This window comes from Enterobacter cloacae complex sp. HYC003_NIDB, from assembly GCF_056673375.1.
Window position 1 is genome coordinate 3,976,239 of record NZ_CP114220.1, and the last position, 19,726, is coordinate 3,995,964.

Here is a 19,726-nt window from a genome sequence, read left to right on the forward strand (position 1 = left end):
CCGTGCCCATAAAGAGGTTAGAAGCGGAAGGTCGCGGTGGCAACAACCTGGCGTTCAGCACCCCAGAAGCAGCCATAGGTGTTAAAGCAGCTGGCAACATACTCACGGTCGAACAGGTTGTTCACGTGAAGCGCAATGTTGGAACCTGCCATGCCCACGCGCGCCAGGTCGTATCTGACCAGGGCATCGACCAGGGTGTAGCTCCCCACGGTGAAGGAGTTCGCTGGGTCACCTTTACTGGAGCCGGTATATCGGACACCTGTACCCAGCGTCAGGCCAGACAGCGGGCCATCAAACATGGTGTAATCACCCCAGACGGATGCCATGTGCTTAGGCACCTGGGCTGGCGTGTTGCCTTTGTAGTTGGTATCAGTGGTGTATTCCGCATCAGTGTAGGTATAGGAACCCACAACGTTCACGCTCGCAGACAGTGCCGCTTTCGCTTCCAGTTCAACACCACGCGCACGGATTTCGCCGCCTTCAACCGAGAAGAATGAACCCGCAGGGTCAGCCATCAGGTTGTTGGTTTTGGTTAGCTGATACACCGCACCAGTAATGACGATAGGACGATCGTTCGGCACATATTTCACGCCCGCTTCGTACTGCTTGCCTTTAGACGGTGCAAAGACGTTGCCGTTCGCTCCGGTCTGAGAAGCCGGTTCAAACGACTCGCTATAGCTAAAGTACGGTGTAATACCGTTATCAAACAGGTAGTTAACACCGCCGCGCCAGGTAAACTGAGTGTCATCACGCTCGGAGGTGGTGTTCAACACTCGGTTGTATGATTCCTGATCGGCCCAGTCATAACGACCGCCCAGCGTCACCAGGACTTTATCCCACTCGATCTGATCCTGGGCATAAATACCGGTCTGCTTTTGTTTGTTCAGTACCTGATAAGCGCCTGACGGTCCAGGATGAGAACCGAAATCGAAGTCACTACGATCGAGGTTATAGATATCAGATGGTGCAACGGAGCCGGCATAGCCGAACCACGAGTCAATGTCATTACGCATGCGCATGAAATCAACGCCAGTTAGCAGAGTATGCTCGACAGAACCCGTCGCGAACTTGCTCTGCAACTGCGTGTCAACAGTGAAGTTTTCCAGCTTCTCGTTATCAATTACATACTGGCGAGTCAGCGTATGCCCCCACTGCGACTGAGGAACGCTCGCGCAAGGGCTGGATGCAGGATTACTCGAATAGAGCGGATCGGAACACATACCGTAGCCGTAAACGCTGTTTTGCGAGGTTTTGTTCTGCGCATAACGCAGGTTCTGGCGCACGGTAAAGGTATCGTTAAATTCGTGGTCGAAGCTGTATCCCACCATTTTCTGGTTACGGGAATAAGTATTATTCTTCGCGCCTTCGTTGAAGTTAGTTGGCAGACGATCGCCGTTCGGCAGCGGATCAACCGTTCCCTCTTTTGGCAGCCAGCCGTAGTAGCCCGTTTCAGGCTCGTTCTGGAAGTAAGAGAGGAACGTGAAAGTGGTTTTATCATCCGGACGCCATGAGAACGATGGTGCGATGGCATAACGCTGCTCGCCTTTATCCTCCTGCTGCGAATTGTTCGAACGCGCAACGCCCGTCAGACGGTACGAGTAAACGCCGTCATCGTCGATTGCATCGCTAAAATCAAAGCCGGTCTGGAACAGGCTATCGGTACCCACTTTGAACTGGATCTCTTTCAGCGGCTCGGTTGTTGGACGCTTACTCACCATGTTCAGCAGGCCGCCAGGGCTGCTTTTTCCGTACAGAACGGAAACAGGACCACGCATGATTTCAGCGCGCTCCAGCATATAAGGGTCAATCACCGCGTCGTTATAGAAGTTGCCCTGCATCTTCATACCGTCGAGGTAGTTATTCTGGCTCTGACCATCGGCAGCAAAACCACGAATCACCAGATAGTCATAGGTGTTGGACGCTCCGCGCGTGCCTACCGCAACGCCCGGGGTGTAGCTCAGAGCTTCTTTCACCGAGCGAGGCTGATGCAGCGCCATCTCTTCGGCCGTTACCACAGAAATTGACTGTGGAACTTTCTGTATAGGGGTGTCAGTTTTTGTCCCGGTTGCGGATTGCCTTGCAGCAATCGTCGCCGCAGGCCCCCAGGCACTCTCCTGCGCAGCCGGTGCGGCAGTAACAGTAATGGTTTCTTCTTTTTTCGGGGTTTCGGCGGCATGAGCATAAGCAGACATGCCGGCAACCGCTGTGGCTACGACGACCGCGATTTTACGCAGCGACGTGTTAATTGGCTGAGCAGTATTGGAAAGCGCCATGATGGATCTCTGATGGAAAAGTGAATGATAACGTAAACGAGAATTATTATTATGACCGCAGAATAATATGCGAAACGTTGGCTGCATAGCAAGCAGTATGCGGCCCTACAAGATTTAAGGGTTTAAGAATTAACCAGATGAAAATAGAGAGTTAATGAAGTTAGCGAAATGATCGCTAAAGCCCGCCGAAACGGGCCGGAGGGCTTAACGATAGAAGAGTTCGAAAGTCGCGACGGCGTCGACTTTCCCGGCTTTAACCTCTCCCGTTTTGATGTAACGGGCTTTGAGTGGGATCTCAACCGGGACGTTGTCCTGGCTACGGGTTATTGCCGTGTAGCTCTGGTCGAACTGTAACACCGCATCGTTCTTGTCGAGGATTTGAATGCCTACGCCGCTTGCTGCGTTGTCTCCGGTAGCAATGTTGAGGATATTGCCATCCGTTACGCCAGTCGACCCTGCACTGGTGAACTGATAATCAATTTTTGTTCCGGCTGCGCAGTCCTTAATATCAATCCTGAAACGACTGTCGGTCAGGATGTCGGAATACTGACCGTTAAAATCGTGCACATTGACCGTTTCTAGCGGCACGTAGATGTTTTTATCCACCAGGTTACAGGTGTTTGTTGTGATATGTACACTGGTTGGTGCAAAGCGGATTTCGCCTATCACATGGTTATCGTAAGTCTCATGTGAGGTTAACAGGGACGTATTAAGATCGCCCTCTTCGACCTCACCGATAACGATCAACTGAGCGGTAGCCCGGAAGTTGTAATTCGTTGAAAAGCTTCTTATCGTGCCAAGATAAGTTTCCGGCCTGATAATGTCTTCTTCGGTATAGCTGGGGAACTGGGTTGTAGACGCTGCAACGCGAACCCCAATTCCGGTCACGTTGGTTTTGTACACTCCGGGTAAAACATCTTCACGCGCATCAGCACCACTCAATGAGAGATAGCCTCTACGTACCCGAACGGAATCATCATCACAGCTTTGCGAGATCTCACCTGATTCCACGCTGGCGTCGTAAATAATCGTACCGACCTGGACATCTGGCTCAAGCTGTATGACAGCGGGAATGTTGAAGGTAACAATTCCCCCGCTGCTTCCGCCTCCCGTAAATGTACAAGTTGCGAAGGCCGGAGCTGAAAACAGCATGATTAGGCCAGCCATTGCGCTGATGAATAGTTCTTTGCTACGCCTCATTGGCAATCTACCGTCATTTTCAAAATAGTTGCTGAGCGCCCGGGAGGGAGATCCCCCGCCCACGCACACCGTTGATCGCGCCCGTCACCCCACTGCACATTCAGGGAAACCGCTTCATGCAGACCGGTAAGCCAGACTTCTCCTTCATCACCGACGATAGCCGTTGCACTTTCCTGCGTGACAATGGCGCCGAAAGGCACCGGCTTGCCGTGGAAAAGCAGCGTGATAAGCGCACGCTTCCCCACTCGTGCATCAAAATTCGCTGAGATGGCCGCACCTTTTGTTGGGACAACATCCTGGGTAGCGGCAGCAATTTCAATATCTTCACGATCCTGGGTGTTGACCGTAATACCGTTTTTCCGGTAGGCCGTCAGGGAAGGGACAATCGCGTTACCAAAGCGATCGATGTAGATCCCTCGCCCGTTCTGTACTTTGACGTTATCGCCATCTTTGATATGGACAATGGCAAAGGCGTCGCGGACGGATTGCCCCAGGGTTACTCCATGTTCATGCGCAACAATTGAACCCTGCGCGCTGTAGTTCCACTGTCGGTTATCACCCCCGTAGTTATACCCCAGCCCGACATCACCGGCAGATCCCCGGTAGCGCCCGGATACACTGCCGCCATAGCCAGTATCGTGACTGGCATAGGTCTGCTGGAGGTTATAGCTGAGGTTATTGTTCTCAAGTGCCGTGCCGCCGATCCCTACCTGATGCGAAACGAATCCACCGCTGGCAGTGTTGGCGCTGTAAGTTGACCAGGCGTTCGCTAGCCAGCGTGAAAGAGGTACGTTGACCATCAACGCCATTTGCCGATTGGTATTGGCGTCCGGCGTACGCGTCAGGCTGTAGCTTATCGACCAGGTTATACCGCGCCAGCCGGAGCTTAGCCCCGCACTGACGCTGCGCTCGTGTCCTGCCATGTTCCAGTAATCCTGCTGATAGCCATTAAGGTAAGCCGATCCCCAGTCCGAAACGCGTTGGGAAAGATTAACCTGCATGCGGCTGCGCCGATTATTGGTTCGCCGATAGGTATAAATCCCATCGTCAATCTCGCTGTCACGCTGGTCGACAGCTTCCTGAAAGGTATAAAACCCTGAGGTGGAATAACGGTAGCTGGCAAGCGTCACGGTGGTGTCTGTATCCGGAATATCCCTGGAATACTGCGCACGCCATGACATCCCGCGGGCATCATCTCGTCCATCATCAAAAGCCGTACGGGCGGCGGTCACATCCACGGATGCCGATCCGAAACGGCCAAGATCGGCCCCTGTTCCCGCCAGCATAGCCTGATACGACGATGCAACGAGCGCGCCGGCGTATGTTGTTACGCCATAAGGCAGGCCGTAAATGACCGTCCCTTGCAGAAAAGGGGGCTCGTCCTCACCTTCATTACCGCGATAACGCCCTGCTGCCAGCGAATATTTAAATGCTCCTTCCCGCTGTAGCACCGGAACCGATGCACTGGCCTGGATGAAGCTGTGTTCGCTGCCGTCGGCCTCTTCCACCGTCACCTCCAGATCCGCGCCGGATGTGACCTGGCTTAAATCGCGGATCTCAAATGGCCCCGGAGAGACGTTGCTTTGATAAATGGTGTAGCCGTTTTGCCTGATGGTGACTTTTGCATCGCTATTTGCGATACCACGCACCACGGGGGCAAACCCCTGCTGGCTGGTAGGCAGCATGGAAGTATCCGTTTCCAGCTTCACGCCGGTCATTTGGACGCTGTCGAAAAGCTCGCCGTTAGTGTACGTCTGGCCTATCTCAAGCTGGCTTTGCAGGGTTTTGATATCACGTTGCAGCGTACTGGCGATTGCATCCCAACCGGCGTTGTCACTCCAGGTGCTGTTGTTACGCAACCGCCACGCCCCGAGGTTGATCCCCGACTCCAGACCAAGCCATGCAGATGACGTTTCACCAGAACGGTAGTGCTGCTGAGAGCCGCTAAACTGGTAGCTTGTCCAGGCGGCGGGAGCACCGTCATCCCAGAATTTAGGCTCGATAGCCCCGGCCGCAGCCTGATCGCGGTATTTTTGCGGGATCACCAGCTTGAGGGTCTGATTATCCTGGTCGTAATCGTAGCGGGCATTATCAATAAAATGGGAGATGTCATCGATTATCACCGCATCATCCAGATCTTTCATATCCGGGATCGTGTCGACTTTTACCCCTAATGCACGCAGATCCGCTTTGGTCAGCTCCGGTAACAGGCGCTGCTTATCGTCAGACAAGATCCAACTCACCGTGCGTTTATCCAGAACATCCCGATCCCACATAATGGTCGTCAGAAAGTTTCCCGGCAGTAAGCCATTATCATTGATGAAATTTTTTAGCGTTGAGGTGTTTTCCAGCGGAGTGTCCATCTCAAGGATCCGCAGGTTAAATTCGTCATCTGCACTCACAGGCTGGATCATCGCGAGCAGCGCTAACGCGATTCCCTTCAGAACCTGTTTGTAGAGTGGAGATGACGACATAGGGTACCAGCATTGTGTGTTTAAAGAGCCTGCTTGCGCTGGGAGGTTTGCGCGCCGAAATCGCTAATAGCAGTCCACGTCACGGGCCCGTTTGCAGATTGAGGCACAGAAAAATATTGCTCGCTGAAAGGTGCGACCATCATTGAAATCGCCCCCGGCGTGGTTTTTGTGTCAGTCACAGGGACACTTTTCCCGCCCACGGCCAGCTCGCCAAAGGAGACGTAAAACGGCGTTGGGTTTTTCGCAATGAGCCTGTTACCCTGGCGGAGGAACGTGATTTTTTCATAGGCCTGTAGGGCATCGGCTTCTTTCAAATCAGCAGGGCGCCAGAACAGTTTCAGACGCGTTTTCATCGCGAATTGCAGCGTATTCTTGTCTTTTAAGTCAGGTGATAACGCCGAGACGGATTTCACATTCGCCAGAAATAAAGATTCGCGATCTGCGGGCAGATTTTTTTTATCGCCGGTAAAAATGATGTGCAAAAGGGTCTGACGATTTTCCTGTAATTTATAGACAGGCGGCGTAATGATGAAAGGTGCTTTTGCATCGTTGGGGTAACTCACCCAGCTTTGCACCAGATATCGAGTATGAGGGTCTTTATTTTTGAGTGCTATTTGTACTTCGGATTTATTCGATGGATAAATAATTCGCGTGCCACCGAGAACCACACTTGCCTGTACTGAACAGCAAGAGATAATCAAACATCCACCTAACAATTTTAATAAATAATTCATACTACGTTCCAGAAGGCAGCCCTTTCAGGCTGCCAAAATAGATTTAGCGATAAACAACCTCGAACGTTGCAGATGAGGAGTAGTGACCTGCTGTTGGTTTGTTATCACCAACCTGAATAACTTTCGCGGTGTAATTAAAGACAGATGCTGTGGTGCCAGTGGCATCGTTCGCAACATCGGTACCGGCTTCCGGTTCTGATCCGTTGAAAACCACGTCGCCCTTAGTCCCATTTTCATTACTGACAATGATGCCAACGTTGGTCGCATTGCCAGCGCCGGAAAGATCGTTCTTCAGGCGCTTGTATTCCGCATCCGTTGTGGTGCCGCTGAACTTGAGGTTCAGTTTGGCAACCAGCGGCTCACATTTTTTCACTTCAATCTTAAAGGCCTTCGACGTCCCGACCTGACCGTCAGTGCCAAAATCAGAAGGGTAAGTATCTGCAAATGTGACGGTGGAAGTATTGGACCCCGAGCCATCAACATCAATTTCACAGGTATCCGCCACAATTTTTCCGGCGAAATTTACCGTACCAGAATCATTCGCTGCAAATACCGGCAGAGAGAGTGCAGCCATAAGCGTGCTGGCCAACACCGTTGAAACAACATATTTACTCATAACAATATCCTTATATGTGATGATGAAGACATCCATTCTTGATATATACAAAAATGTTGAGAAGTCCTCTAAGGAATATCCTGAGAGGTCAGTAAATTTCTGGGGAGGATTTAATCAGGTTATTCTTCATCACGTCTAGATCACAAAATGATAATGCCCGAATAATCGGACACAACTTTCTGTTTTAGATGAAAAAAAGCAAAAATTAATAATTCTACATTTTAAATTTAATAATTTTAAATATAAATGAATGTAAATATAAAAAAAGGCCGCTTAATCATTAAGCGGCCTTTTATTCAGGAAACTAATTAGTTTCCGCCAAACATGTCCTTGATCCAGCCGGCGACACCGTCGCTGTCTTTCTTCTCATTCTGCTGCTGCGGCTGTTGCTGCTGCGGCTGCTGGGGTTGAGAAGACTGATCGAACGGGTTACCTGTCGGTTCTTCTGGCTGACTTTGCTGACACAGCGCATCCGGGTTAGTCGTCCAGACCGGCAGCGTACGCATCCCGCCACCGCAGATAAAGTTGCCCGATGCGTCCACGCCCATATCAACGATATCTTCCGGGGCAACCAGGTTCAGCGGCACCGGAGACTGGTTGGCCAGGTAGCGCTGGTAAATCGACATCGCACCGCTCGCGCCATACAGTTTGGTCGGCTGGTTGTTATCGCGCCCCACCCAGGTGATGACCACTTCACGACCATCAATACCGGCGAACCAGGTATCGACGTTGTTGTTGGTGGTCCCGGTTTTACCCGCCAGATGCAGGCCCGGATACTTCGCTCCCAGCTGACGGCCGGTACCGCGCTGGACAACCTGCTGCATGGTCCACAGCGTCATATAGGCCGCCTGCGCCGGAACTGCACGTTCTGCCTGCGGGAAGCTCTGATACAGCACGGAGCCATCTTCGGCAATCACCGAACGCAGAGCGGAAAGCGGAGCACGGTTACCGCCGCTGGCGATGGTCTGGAACGCCTGCGCCACTTCGATTGGCGTCAGGTTAAGCGCCCCCAGAATCATCGCTGGCACCGGGTGCAGCTGATCTTTCGGTACCCCCAGCTTCTGCCAGGTGTCGGTAATGGCCGGCAGGCCCAGCGCCATTCCGAGGTTAACCGTTGGCACGTTCATCGAGCGGGTTAACGCATCCACCAGCATGACCTGGCCGCTGAACTGTCTGTCATCGTTCTGCGGTGACCAAACCTGGCCGTTAGGCTGGCGCAGGGAAATTGGCGCATCGGCAATCCAGGTATTCAGGCGATAAAGATTCGGCTGGCTCAGCGCGGTCAGATAGGTCGCCGGTTTTGCCAGTGAACCAATTGAACGACGCGCCTGCATGGCACGGTTATAGCCCGCAAACTGCGGCTCAGCACCGCCCACCATGGCACGAACTTCGCCGGTGTTACGGTCAACCACTACCATCGCGGTTTCCAGATCGCTCAGCTTACGCTGCTTTTTCAGCGCCGGAATACCTTCTACCGCCGCTTTTTCTGCGGCGTCCTGTGCCACGGAGTCAAAGGTGGTAAAGATCTTCACGCCGGAGAGATCTTTCACTTTATCCCCGAGCTTAGACTGCAACTCCTGACGCACCATCTGCATAAAGGCAGGCTGCGGAGAGATCACCCCACCACGCGGCTGAACGCCCAGCGGACGCGCGCTCAGCATGTCGTACAGCTCCTGGTCAATCACCTGCTGTTGTTGCAGCAGACGCAGCACCAGGTTACGACGCTCCAGCGCCAGTTTCGGGTTACGCCACGGGTTGTAGATCGACGCGCCTTTCACCATGCCCACCAGCAGCGCCTGCTGGTCAAGGCTCAGCTCTTCTACCGGACGACCAAAGTAGTACAGGCTCGCCAGCGGGAAGCCGCGGATCTCGTTGTCACCGCTCTGACCGAGGTACACCTCGTTCATGTACAGCTCAAGAATACGATCCTTGCTGTAGCGCGCATCCATCAGCACGGCCATGTACGCTTCGTTGGCTTTACGCCAGTAAGAGCGCTCGCTGGAGAGGAACAGGTTTTTCACCAGCTGCTGGGTCAGGGTACTTGCCCCCTGCACCGTACGCCCGGCAGTCAGGTTCGCCAGTACCGCACGACCAATGGAGTAAAGGCTAATACCGTCGTGCTCGTAGAAGTGGCGGTCTTCGGTTGCCAGCAGGGTATCTACCAGCAGATCCGGGAAGCCGTTACGCGCCACGAACAGGCGCTGTTCGCCGTTTGCGGACGACAGCATGGTGATGAGACGCGGATCGAGACGGAAGAAACCGAACTGGCGATCGTTATCCATGTTCTCAATGGTTTCCAGACGATCGCCGTCAAAGGTCAGACGCGCGCGCACCTGCCCTTCTTTACTGTCCGGGAAGTCGAACGGACGGCGGATCATCTCAATGCTTTTCGCCTGGACGGTAAATTCACCCGGACGGGTCATTTTCGTGACCTGACGATACTGCGTGGCTTGCAGCAGCTTCACCATCTCGTTCTTGCTGATGGACATGTCCGGCTCAAGGTTCACCATGCGGCCGTACACTGCCGCAGGCAATTGCCAGACTTTCCCGTCGATACGGCTGCGGATCTTCTGATCCAGATAAACGCCGTAAATCGCGATCAGGACAACAAAAACAATGAACAGCTTCAGCAGCAACCAGAACCAGCCGCGCTTACCACGAGGCTTACGCCCTTTGCCTTTCCCTTTACGTGGCATCGGTTCTTCATCCTCATAATCGTCTTCATAGTCATCGTCATACTCCTCATCTCTGAGGCGACGACGGCTTACCTTTTCTTTCGCCGGACGCGTCGGCTTTCCCTTACGTCCTATTGGCTCGCGGTCATTCCCCGCCATGCTTTTTCTCCGCAACATTCAGGCGCAAAGGCCAGATTTTCTTATCTTGCACAGGTCAGTGAAAGAAGAAATCTCTCAAAGTTTGTTTATCCCTTTCCCCGTGGGAGAGGGCCGGGGTGAGGGCATCAGGCCGCACTCCCCTTTTCGATCCATTACGAATATTTCTTCGTGCGCCGTGTCGGCGCGGTATTCGCCGGATCGTCCGGCCAGACGTGTTTGGGATATCGCCCTTTCATCTCTTTCTGCACTTCACGATAGCTCCCCGCCCAGAACGCCCCCAGATCGCGGGTGATCTGCAAGGGACGATGCGCAGGCGAAAGCAGCTCAAGCACTAACGGCACGCGCCCTTCAGCGATGGACGGCGTGGTGGCCTCACCAAACATCTCCTGCATCCGAACCGCCAGCGCCGGCGGATTATCCTCATGATAACGAATGGCAATCCGGCTCCCGGTTGGCACAGTGTAATGCCCAGGCAGTTCACTATCCAGACGTTGACGTAACGACCAGTCCAGTAAATTCTGTAACGCTGCCTTAACATCAAGCGCCTTCAGGACGCGCAGCGAGTGTACGCCGTTCATCTGCGGCAACAGCCATTGTTCAAGCGTCGCGAGCAGCGTCTCATCATCCACCGCTGGCCACCCCTGTTCCGGCAGCCACTTCGCGGCGCAATGCAGGCGAATGCGATACTGTTCGGCCTCCGGCGTCCAGTTCAGTACGCTCAGCCCTTTTTCCCGAATGCCGTTCAGCATCGCCTGGTGTAACTCTTCCTCCGACGGCTTCGCCAGCGGTTTCGTCCCGAGCGTCAGTTTGCCAATCTGGCTACGACGGAACGCCTTCAGCGTGCCCTGGGCATCATCCCATTCCACGATGTCAGATTGCTGAAGCAGCTGCGGGCAGGCACGCGTCAGCGCGTCAATATCCACGGCAACCGCCTGTAAAATACGCGCGTCCGGGGAGTGGCTGCCCTGGAGCAAGAGCGGCGCGATCAGCCATTCGTGACGCGTCAGGGCGTCATCGCTGTCCAGCATCGCGCCCATCCCATTTGCCAGCTGATAGCGACCATCCAGCCCGCGACGGCGAGCGATCCTGTCCGGGAAGGCCTGGGCCAGCAGAGGGATAACTTTATCGCTGTCAGGCGAACCGCCCCGGCAATTCAGGCGTTTACACAGCTGCTGCGCGCGTTGTTGCCAGTTTCCCTGATGGCGAGAAAAGGCCTGTCCCAGATCGCTGTTGCCACCGCGCGGCGGCTCCTCAAGAATAGCCGCCAGTTTTGCCGCCGTGGCAATTTCATCGTCGCCCTGTGCTGCCACCAGCATTGCCGCCAGACGCGGATCGTTGCCCAGCGCCGCCATTTTCTGACCGCGCGCCGTCAGTCGCTCGCCTTCCAGCGCGCCAAGCTGGGTCAGCAGGCTGCGCGCGGCGGAAAGGTTCACGACAGGCGGAGGATTAAGCCAGGTGAGCTGGTCAGGGTCCGGGCAGCCCCACTGCATCAGATCCATCACCAGCCCGGAGAGATCGCTTTGTAAAATCTCAGGCGTGCTCTGCAATGCCGCACGCTCCGCCTGCTCGGCGCTGGTTAAATGCAGGCAAATACCCGGCTCAAGACGCCCTGCTCGCCCTGCGCGCTGCACCATTGAGGCCTGGCTGATGCGCTGCGTCAGTAGCCTGGTCAGCCCGGTACGCGGATCAAAACTGGCCACCCTCTCCTGCGTACTGTCCACCACCAGGCGAATGCCTTCGATGGTCAAACTGGTTTCCGCGATATTGGTTGCCAGCACCACTTTGCGCTGCCCCGCCGGTGCGGGAAGGATCGCCTTGCGCTGGTCAGCCAACGGCAGCGCGCCGTAGAGCGGGCACAGCATAACGTCACTGTTCACCCGGGATGCCAGCTGCTCCTGTACGCGCTGGATTTCGCCTACGCCGGGTAAAAACAGCAGCAGCGAGCCGGGTTCCTGACGGAGCAATTCGGCGGTGGCGATGGCAACCGCTTCGTCAAAACGCTGATGGGCAGGCAGCGGCTGATAGCGGCGCTCGACCGGGAACGCACGCCCTTCAGAGGAGATCATCGGCGCGTCAGGGAGCGTCTGCCGGAGCCGCTCGTTATCCAGCGTCGCCGACATAATCAGCAACCGAAGGTCGTCGCGCAGCCCCTGCTGAACGTCGAGCAGCAGCGCAAGGGCCAGATCGGCCTGGAGGCTACGCTCGTGAAATTCATCAAGGATCACCAGCCCGACGCCGGTCAGCTCCGGATCGTTTTGCAGCATACGGGTGAGAATACCCTCGGTGACCACCTCCAGCCGCGTGGACGGTCCAACGCAGGTTTCGGCGCGCATCCGGTACCCTACCGTCTCGCCCGGTTTTTCATTCAGCAGTTCCGCCAGGCGCTGCGCCACATTGCGCGCGGCCAGCCTGCGTGGCTCCAGCAGGATAATTTTCCCGCTGATGCTCCCCTCGCTCAGAATTTGCAGGGGCAGCCAGGTGGATTTACCCGCTCCGGTGGGCGCGCTGAGCAAAACCTGTGGCGCATGTTCTAAGGCTGCGAGAAGCTCAGGAAGGACGACGGCGACGGGCAAAGAGGACACTTACGGCTCCAGAGGGTTAACATTAATCGGCGTACATTGTAGCATCGGCGCATATCATTACCGAGTCTTGCGCATGTCTGAGTCAAAACGGCTATTCTTCGCCATTGAATTACCCACCACGCTTCAACGGCAGATTGTTCGCTGGCGCGCCAGCCACTTCCCCGCGGAAGCGGGCCGCCCCGTCGTCGCCGCCAATATGCACCTGACGTTAGCCTTTCTTGGTGAAGTAAGCGCTGAAAAGCAGCGCGCGTTAAGCGCAATGGCCGGACGCATTTCGCAGCCGGGGTTTACGCTGCATCTTGACGATGCCGGGCAATGGCTGCGCTCTCGGGTGGTCTGGCTGGGGACGCGGCAGCCCCCTCGCGGACTGCTACAGCTCGCCAACATGCTGCGGGCGCAGGCCGCGCGCAGCGGCTGTTATCAGAGCCCGCAGCCGTTTCATCCCCACATTACCCTGCTGCGCGATGCGGGTCAGGCCGTTGCCATCCCGCCACCGGGCTTTCACTGGTCCTTTCAGGTGAATGAATTTGCGCTGTACGAATCTGCCTTTGTACAAGGACGCACCCGCTATACTCCGCTTCAGCGCTGGACGCTGGGCGACACGTTAAGGAATCCTGATGAAGTTTAGCCCTGCACTCCAGCCCGCCACGCTGATCCAGCGTTACAAACGCTTTCTCGCTGACGTGATCACCCCTGAGGGCGAAACGCTCACGCTGCACTGCCCTAACACCGGCGCCATGACCGGTTGCGCCACGCCGGGTGACACGGTCTGGTATTCCACATCAGAAAATACTAAACGCAAATATCCTCATACCTGGGAAATGACCGAGACGCAAAGCGGGGCATTTATTTGCGTGAATACCCTGCGCGCAAATCAGCTGGTTAAGGAAGCCCTGACAAATGGAATGCTTCCTGAACTGGTGGGTTACGGCACGCAAAAAAGCGAAGTGAAATATGGCGATGAAGGCAGCAGAATTGATTTTATGTTACAGGCGGAAGACCGCCCTGAGTGCTATATTGAAGTGAAATCAGTGACGTTAGCGGAACAGGAAAACGGCTTCTTTCCGGATGCGGTAACGCTACGTGGCCAGAAGCATCTGCGAGAGCTAATGAGTGTAGCGGCGGCGGGCAAGCGCGCCGTGTTGCTGTTTGCGGTTCTGCATTCAGCCATTGAACGGTTTTCCCCGGCCCGTCATATTGATCCTAAATACGCGCAATTGTTGAATGAGGCACAAAAGCAGGGGGTAGAGATTTTCGCTTATAAAGCGGAACTTTCTGCCGATAATATGACTCTGAGATCCTCTCTTCCCATTGTCTTATAAGGGATTAGACGATTGACTAATAAGTGTTCTGGCCGCGTGCGCAAATACGCTTTTCCTCACAGGGTTGTCAAGTGTTACGTTTAGATAATTGCCATACGGAAAAGCATCTGCTATTTATAGCGACCTGATTTTTCCCCCAATACGGGGATCGATAGTGCGTGTTAAGGAGAAGCAACATGCAAGAAGGGCAAAACCGTAAAACATCGTCCCTGAGTATTCTCGCCATCGCTGGGGTGGAGCCGTATCAAGAGAAGCCGGGCGAAGAGTATATGAACGAAGCCCAGCTGTCGCACTTCAAGCGTATTCTTGAAGCATGGCGTAATCAACTCAGGGATGAAGTCGATCGCACCGTTACACATATGCAGGATGAAGCAGCTAACTTCCCGGACCCGGTCGACCGTGCCGCTCAGGAAGAAGAGTTCAGCCTCGAACTGCGTAACCGTGACCGCGAGCGCAAACTGATCAAAAAGATCGAAAAAACGCTGAAGAAGGTCGAGGACGAAGATTTTGGCTACTGCGAATCCTGCGGTGTTGAAATCGGTATTCGTCGCCTGGAAGCGCGTCCAACAGCCGATCTGTGCATCGACTGTAAAACGCTGGCAGAAATCCGCGAAAAACAGATGGCCGGCTAACGCCTGCCCTCTCACTACTCAGCTAAGGCGGGAGTCTCTCCCGCCTTGTTACCGTTGATATGTCTGAATCTCACTATATCGGGCGCTTTGCGCCATCTCCCTCCGGTGAATTACACTTCGGCTCATTAATTGCCGCGCTCGGCAGCTACCTACAGGCTCGCGCCCGTCAGGGTCAATGGCTGGTCCGCATTGAAGATATCGATCCTCCACGTGAAGTTCCCGGTGCAGCAGAAACTATTCTGCGTCAGCTGGAACATTACGGTCTTCACTGGGACGGCGACATACTCTGGCAGTCTCAACGCCATGATGCCTACCGTGAACGTCTGGCGTGGCTTGCTGAACAGGGCCTTTCCTATAACTGCACCTGCACGCGGGCGCGAATTCAGAGCGTGGGTGGCGTTTACGACGGCCACTGCCGTACGCGGCACAACGGTCCTGAGAATGCCGCCGTGCGGCTGATACAGCGTTCTCCGGTGACGCAGTTTACCGACGTACTCTCAGGAACAATTCAGGCGGATGAACGCCTGGCGCGTGAAGATTTTATTATTCACCGTCGTGATGGTTTGTTTGCCTATAACCTGGCGGTGGTTATCGATGACCATTTCCAGGGCGTTACGGAAATCGTGCGCGGGGCGGATCTGGTTGAGCCTACCGTGCGGCAAATATCGCTTTACCAGCAGTTTGGCTGGGCGGTGCCGGATTACATCCATCTGCCGCTGGCAGTCAATGAACAGGGAAATAAGCTATCGAAACAGAATCATGCCCCGGAGCTGCCTGACGGCGATCCGCGCCCGGTTTTGATCGACGCGCTGCGATTTCTCAACCAGAATGTAACGCAGGAATGGCAGGATCTGAGTCTGGATGAATTGCTGAAAACGGCCATTGCTGACTGGACGCTTATGGCCGTGCCAAAAATCCAGCATTCTCAAATGCGTTGCGCTGAGCTATGATTAGCCGCTTTTTTGATAACAAAACACACTACGAGGTGTACTATTTTTACCCGAGTCGCTAATTTTTGCCGTAAAGTGCTGAGCCGCGAAGAGAGCATGGCGAACGACGCTATTGCACAGCCACACATGTCGGTCATTCCGCGTGAGCAGCACAATATTTCCCGCAAAGATATCAGTGAAAATGCCCTCAAGGTGCTCTATCGTCTGAATAAAGCAGGCTACGAGGCCTATCTCGTCGGCGGCGGGGTGCGCGATTTACTGCTGGGCAAAAAACCAAAAGATTTCGACGTGACGACCAGCGCCACGCCTGAGCAGGTGCGTAAATTATTCCGCAACTGCCGTCTGGTTGGCCGCCGTTTCCGTCTGGCGCACGTGATGTTTGGACCGGAAATTATTGAAGTGGCGACCTTCCGCGGTCACCACGAAGCGGGCGTTAACGATCGCACGACTTCCCAGCGCGGCCAAAACGGCATGCTGCTGCGTGACAACATCTTCGGCTCTATTGAAGAAGATGCTCAGCGTCGCGATTTCACCATCAACAGCCTTTACTATAGCGTGGCGGATTTTACCGTGCGCGATTACGTCGGCGGTATGCAGGATCTGAAAGACGGTCTGATTCGCCTGATCGGCACGCCGGAAACACGCTATCGCGAAGATCCGGTCCGAATGCTGCGCGCCGTGCGTTTCGCCGCCAAGCTGAACATGCGTATCAGCCCGGAAACCGCAGAGCCGATCCCGCGCCTGGCGACGCTGATCAACGACGTGCCCCCTGCCCGTCTGTTTGAGGAGTCGTTAAAGCTGCTCCAGGCAGGCTACGGGTTTGAAACCTACAACCTGCTGCGTGAGTACAACCTGTTCCAGCCGCTGTTCCCGACCATTACCCGCTACTTCACCGAAAACGGTGACAGCGCAATGGAGCGGATAATTGCGCAGGTGTTGAAGAACACCGATACCCGTATTCATAACGATATGCGCGTGAATCCGGCGTTCCTGTTCGCGGCCATGTTCTGGTATCCGCTGCTGGAAACGGCGCAGCGCATTACCCAGGAGAGCGGTCTCGCCTATTATGATGCGTTCGCGCTGGCGGCAAACGACGTGCTGGACGAAGGCTGTCGCACGCTGGCGATCCCGAAACGTATTACCACGCTGGTGCGTGATATCTGGCAGCTTCAGCTGCGTATGTCCCGCCGTCAGGGTAAACGCGCCTGGAAGCTGATGGAGCATCCTAAGTTCCGCGCCGCGTTCGATCTGCTCTCTCTGCGTGCTGAAGTTGAAAGGAACCCGGAACTACAGCGCCTGGCGCAGTGGTGGGGCGAGTTTCAGGTTTCTGCGCCACCGGAGCAAAAAGATATGCTTACGGATCTGGATGATGAACCGGCACCGCGCCGTCGTCACCGTCGCCCGCGCAAACGCGCACCGCGTCGTGAAGGTACGGCATGACCCTTGCGTATATCGCCATCGGCAGCAATCTGGCCTCTCCGCTGGAGCAGGTTAACGCTGCCGTGCAGGCCCTGGGAGAGATCCCCCAAAGCCGCATTGTCGCGCTGTCCTCATTTTACCGTACGCCGCCGCTCGGCCCGCAGGATCAACCTGATTATCTGAACGCCGCCGTAGTGCTGGAAACGACCCTTGACGCAGAAACGCTGCTGGATAATACCCAGCGTATTGAGCTACAGCAGGGTCGTGTCCGCAAAGCCGAACGCTGGGGACCGCGCACGCTCGATCTCGATATTATGCTTTTCGGTCACGAGGTGATTAACACCGAACGCCTCACCGTTCCGCATTACGACATGAAAAACCGCGGGTTTATGCTCTGGCCGCTGTTTGAAGTCGCGCCCGATCTCACCTTCCCTGACGGCTCCTCGCTGCAAGCCGTTCTGCAAAATCTCAACGCGGATAAACCGGCCCGCTGGTAATCCCGCCTCCGCATCGATTAACCATTCCTTATTTGCGGTTAATCGATTGCCTAAAATCATTGTTCCCTCAAATGTTACTGTTAGAATGCGCAAAGATTCGCTTTTGGGCCATCAGGAAACAGTATGAAACCAACCACCATCTCCTTATTGCAGAAATGCAAACAGGAAAAAAAACGCTTCGCCACTATCACCGCGTATGACTACAGCTTCGCAAAACTGTTTGCCGAAGAAGGGATCAACGTCATGCTGGTCGGAGACTCGTTAGGGATGACGGTACAAGGACATGATTCCACTCTGCCGGTCACGGTCGAGGATATTGCTTACCATACCCGCGCCGTGCGCCGGGGTGCCCCCGCCTGCCTGCTGCTTTCCGATCTGCCGTTTATGGCGTATGCCACCCCGGAGCAGGCCTTCGAAAATGCGGCGACAGTGATGCGCGCCGGCGCCAATATGGTCAAAATCGAAGGCGGCGCCTGGCTGGTCGATACGGTGAAAATGCTCACTGACCGCGCCGTGCCGGTTTGTGGTCATTTGGGGCTGACGCCGCAGTCGGTCAACATCTTTGGCGGATATAAGGTGCAGGGCCGAGGCGATGCGGCGCAGACGCTGTTTGATGATGCCGTGGCGCTGGAAGCCGCGGGCGCGCAGCTGCTGGTGCTGGAGTGTGTGCCGGTTGAGCTGGCTAAGCGTATCACTGAGGCGCTGTCGATTCCGGTGATCGGCATCGGCGCGGGTAACGTCACCGATGGCCAGATTCTGGTCATGCACGACGCCTTTGGGATCACCGGTGGCCATATTCCAAAATTTGCTAAAAATTTCCTGTCAGAAGCAGGCGACATGCGTGCTGCTGTGCGGCAGTATATTGCCGAGGTTGAGTCCGGCGTTTATCCGGGCGAAGAACACAGTTTCCATTAAGGAGTCCAGGTGTGCTAATCATAGAAACCCTGCCGCTGCTGCGTCAGCATATTCGTCGGGCGCGTCAGGAAGGTAAACGTATCGCCCTTGTTCCAACCATGGGCAACCTGCACGACGGCCATATGAAGCTGGTCGATGAAGCGAGAGCCCGGGCAGATATCGTGGTGGTCAGTATCTTCGTTAACCCGATGCAGTTCGATCGCGAAGACGATCTGGCGCGCTACCCACGTACCTTGCAGGAAGATTGCGAGAAGCTCAAAAAACGTCATGCGGATATCGTCTTCGCACCAGCACCCGCAGATGTGTATCCCCAGGGTACCACTGAATCGACCTACGTCGACGTGCCGGGTATTTCGACCATGCTGGAGGGCGCCAGCCGCCCGGGCCATTTCCGTGGCGTCTCCACCATCGTCAGCAAGCTGTTTAACCTTGTGCAGCCGGACATCGCCTGCTTTGGCGAGAAAGATTTCCAGCAGCTGGCGCTGATCCGCAAAATGGTTGCCGACATGGGCTACGACATCGAGATCGTCGGCGTGCCGATTGTACGCGCGAAAGATGGCCTGGCGCTCAGTTCCCGTAACGGCTATCTGACCGCCGAACAGCGTAAAATTGCGCCGGGCTTAAGCAAAGTCATGAATACGATGGCAGAGCAACTGCTGGCAAAAGAGTTAACAGCAGAAGAGATTATCGCCCTGGCTGAACAGGCGCTGAACGAGAAAGGTCTTCGTGCTGACGACGTTCAAATTCGGGATGCCGATACGCTTCTGGCACTTACAGAGACCAGCAAACGTGCGGTAATTCTGGTGGCGGCATGGCTCGGCCAGGCCCGCCTTATCGATAACAAAGTGGTTGAGCTGGCGTAGTTTTTCTACCCGGAAGATGAAAGGTAAACGTAATGATTCGCAAAATGCTGCAAGGTAAACTTCACCGTGTGAAAGTCACTCAGGCCGACCTGCATTATGAAGGCTCCTGCGCGATCGACCAGGATTTTCTCGACGCGGCGGGTATTCTCGAAAACGAAGCCATTGATATCTGGAACGTAAATAACGGCAAACGCTTCTCTACCTACGCCATTGCCGCTGAGCGCGGGTCCAAAATCATCTCCGTCAACGGGGCGGCGGCGCACTGCGCGGACGTAGGCGATATCGTGATTATCGCCAGCTTTGTCATGATGTCTGACGACGAAGCACGTCGCTGGCAGCCAAAAGTAGCCTACTTTGAAGGCGACAATGAGATGAAACGTACCGCGAAGGCGATTCCGGTGCAGGTTGCTTAATC

At 55.0% G+C, this 19,726-nt stretch carries 16 protein-coding genes; 9 read left to right on the forward strand and 7 right to left on the reverse strand.

Annotated elements, in window-relative coordinates:
• Positions 1-17: 17 nt before the first annotated feature.
• The 7 genes from fhuA to hrpB all read right to left on the reverse strand — a co-directional run bounded on the left by fhuA (position 18) and on the right by hrpB (position 12,713).
• Positions 18-2,273 carry a ferrichrome porin FhuA gene (fhuA, locus tag O1722_RS19105; protein WP_033486478.1) on the reverse strand — a complete coding sequence of 752 codons (2,256 nt, stop codon included), beginning with the start codon at positions 2,271-2,273 and terminating at the stop codon, positions 18-20.
• A gap of 204 nt (positions 2,274-2,477) precedes the next feature.
• Complete coding sequence (locus tag O1722_RS19110; protein WP_223230156.1) at positions 2,478-3,425, reverse strand: fimbrial protein; 948 nt, start codon at positions 3,423-3,425, stop codon at positions 2,478-2,480.
• A 44-nt stretch (positions 3,426-3,469) separates the two neighbouring features.
• Positions 3,470-5,947, reverse strand: coding sequence for a fimbria/pilus outer membrane usher protein (locus O1722_RS19115; RefSeq protein WP_033486477.1), 2,478 nt, complete (start codon positions 5,945-5,947; stop codon positions 3,470-3,472).
• Between the two features lie 20 nt (positions 5,948-5,967).
• Positions 5,968-6,681 carry a fimbrial biogenesis chaperone gene (locus tag O1722_RS19120; protein WP_032103211.1) on the reverse strand — a complete coding sequence of 238 codons (714 nt, stop codon included), beginning with the start codon at positions 6,679-6,681 and terminating at the stop codon, positions 5,968-5,970.
• A gap of 43 nt (positions 6,682-6,724) precedes the next feature.
• Positions 6,725-7,333 carry a fimbrial protein gene (locus O1722_RS19125; RefSeq protein WP_050515867.1) on the reverse strand — a complete coding sequence of 203 codons (609 nt, stop codon included), beginning with the start codon at positions 7,331-7,333 and terminating at the stop codon, positions 6,725-6,727.
• Positions 7,334-7,605: 272 nt separating this feature from the next.
• Positions 7,606-10,131: a bifunctional glycosyl transferase/transpeptidase gene (mrcB, locus tag O1722_RS19130; protein ID WP_015572709.1), complete on the reverse strand. Its 2,526-nt coding sequence runs from the start codon at positions 10,129-10,131 to the stop codon at positions 7,606-7,608.
• A 152-nt stretch (positions 10,132-10,283) separates the two neighbouring features.
• Complete coding sequence (hrpB, locus tag O1722_RS19135; RefSeq protein WP_033486474.1) at positions 10,284-12,713, reverse strand: ATP-dependent helicase HrpB; 2,430 nt, start codon at positions 12,711-12,713, stop codon at positions 10,284-10,286.
• 73 nt (positions 12,714-12,786) lie between these two features.
• Between hrpB and thpR the strand changes: the two genes are divergently transcribed.
• The 9 genes from thpR (at position 12,787) to panD (ending at position 19,724) form a co-directional block, all read left to right on the forward strand.
• Positions 12,787-13,341 carry an RNA 2',3'-cyclic phosphodiesterase gene (gene thpR / locus O1722_RS19140; RefSeq protein ID WP_003856249.1) on the forward strand — a complete coding sequence of 185 codons (555 nt, stop codon included), beginning with the start codon at positions 12,787-12,789 and terminating at the stop codon, positions 13,339-13,341.
• Positions 13,331-14,035, forward strand: coding sequence for a DNA/RNA nuclease SfsA (gene sfsA / locus O1722_RS19145; RefSeq protein ID WP_017694492.1), 705 nt, complete (start codon positions 13,331-13,333; stop codon positions 14,033-14,035). The genes thpR and sfsA overlap by 11 nt, the downstream gene beginning before the upstream one ends.
• 176 nt (positions 14,036-14,211) lie before the next feature.
• On the forward strand, positions 14,212-14,667 hold the full coding sequence (dksA, locus tag O1722_RS19150; RefSeq protein ID WP_001155232.1) for an RNA polymerase-binding protein DksA: 456 nt from the start codon (positions 14,212-14,214) through the stop codon (positions 14,665-14,667).
• A gap of 59 nt (positions 14,668-14,726) precedes the next feature.
• Entirely contained in the window at positions 14,727-15,617 is an 891-nt protein-coding gene (gluQRS, locus tag O1722_RS19155) for a tRNA glutamyl-Q(34) synthetase GluQRS (RefSeq protein WP_033486458.1), read from the forward strand.
• A 42-nt stretch (positions 15,618-15,659) separates the two neighbouring features.
• Positions 15,660-17,057, forward strand: a complete 1,398-nt coding sequence (gene pcnB, locus O1722_RS19160) for a polynucleotide adenylyltransferase PcnB (protein ID WP_026080645.1) — start codon at positions 15,660-15,662, stop codon at positions 17,055-17,057.
• Positions 17,054-17,533, forward strand: coding sequence for a 2-amino-4-hydroxy-6-hydroxymethyldihydropteridine diphosphokinase (gene folK / locus O1722_RS19165; protein ID WP_015572706.1), 480 nt, complete (start codon positions 17,054-17,056; stop codon positions 17,531-17,533). Before pcnB ends, folK begins: the two co-directional genes overlap by 4 nt.
• 123 nt (positions 17,534-17,656) lie before the next feature.
• A complete protein-coding gene (gene panB / locus O1722_RS19170) occupies positions 17,657-18,448 on the forward strand; it encodes a 3-methyl-2-oxobutanoate hydroxymethyltransferase (protein WP_015572705.1) in 792 nt (263 codons plus the stop codon).
• Positions 18,449-18,459: 11 nt separating this feature from the next.
• Positions 18,460-19,311, forward strand: a complete 852-nt coding sequence (panC, locus tag O1722_RS19175) for a pantoate--beta-alanine ligase (protein WP_003856282.1) — start codon at positions 18,460-18,462, stop codon at positions 19,309-19,311.
• 32 nt (positions 19,312-19,343) lie between these two features.
• Positions 19,344-19,724 carry an aspartate 1-decarboxylase gene (gene panD, locus O1722_RS19180; RefSeq protein ID WP_032671421.1) on the forward strand — a complete coding sequence of 127 codons (381 nt, stop codon included), beginning with the start codon at positions 19,344-19,346 and terminating at the stop codon, positions 19,722-19,724.
• Positions 19,725-19,726: the final 2 nt, after the last annotated feature.

What these genes read in the sequence shown, in the direction of transcription:
- fhuA (WP_033486478.1), bottom strand. Translation starts at nt 2,273, where the DNA reads ATGGCGCTTTCCAATACTGCTCAGCCAATTAACACGTCGCTGCGTAAA.
- O1722_RS19110 (WP_223230156.1), bottom strand. Translation starts at nt 3,425, where the DNA reads ATGCTGTTTTCAGCTCCGGCCTTCGCAACTTGTACATTTACGGGAGGC.
- O1722_RS19115 (WP_033486477.1), bottom strand. Translation starts at nt 5,947, where the DNA reads ATGTCGTCATCTCCACTCTACAAACAGGTTCTGAAGGGAATCGCGTTA.
- O1722_RS19120 (WP_032103211.1), bottom strand. Translation starts at nt 6,681, where the DNA reads ATGAATTATTTATTAAAATTGTTAGGTGGATGTTTGATTATCTCTTGC.
- O1722_RS19125 (WP_050515867.1), bottom strand. Translation starts at nt 7,333, where the DNA reads ATGGATGTCTTCATCATCACATATAAGGATATTGTTATGAGTAAATAT.
- mrcB (WP_015572709.1), bottom strand. Translation starts at nt 10,131, where the DNA reads ATGGCGGGGAATGACCGCGAGCCAATAGGACGTAAGGGAAAGCCGACG.
- thpR (WP_003856249.1), top strand. Translation starts at nt 12,787, where the DNA reads ATGTCTGAGTCAAAACGGCTATTCTTCGCCATTGAATTACCCACCACG.
- sfsA (WP_017694492.1), top strand. Translation starts at nt 13,331, where the DNA reads ATGAAGTTTAGCCCTGCACTCCAGCCCGCCACGCTGATCCAGCGTTAC.
- dksA (WP_001155232.1), top strand. Translation starts at nt 14,212, where the DNA reads ATGCAAGAAGGGCAAAACCGTAAAACATCGTCCCTGAGTATTCTCGCC.
- gluQRS (WP_033486458.1), top strand. Translation starts at nt 14,727, where the DNA reads ATGTCTGAATCTCACTATATCGGGCGCTTTGCGCCATCTCCCTCCGGT.
- folK (WP_015572706.1), top strand. Translation starts at nt 17,054, where the DNA reads ATGACCCTTGCGTATATCGCCATCGGCAGCAATCTGGCCTCTCCGCTG.
- panB (WP_015572705.1), top strand. Translation starts at nt 17,657, where the DNA reads ATGAAACCAACCACCATCTCCTTATTGCAGAAATGCAAACAGGAAAAA.
- panD (WP_032671421.1), top strand. Translation starts at nt 19,344, where the DNA reads ATGATTCGCAAAATGCTGCAAGGTAAACTTCACCGTGTGAAAGTCACT.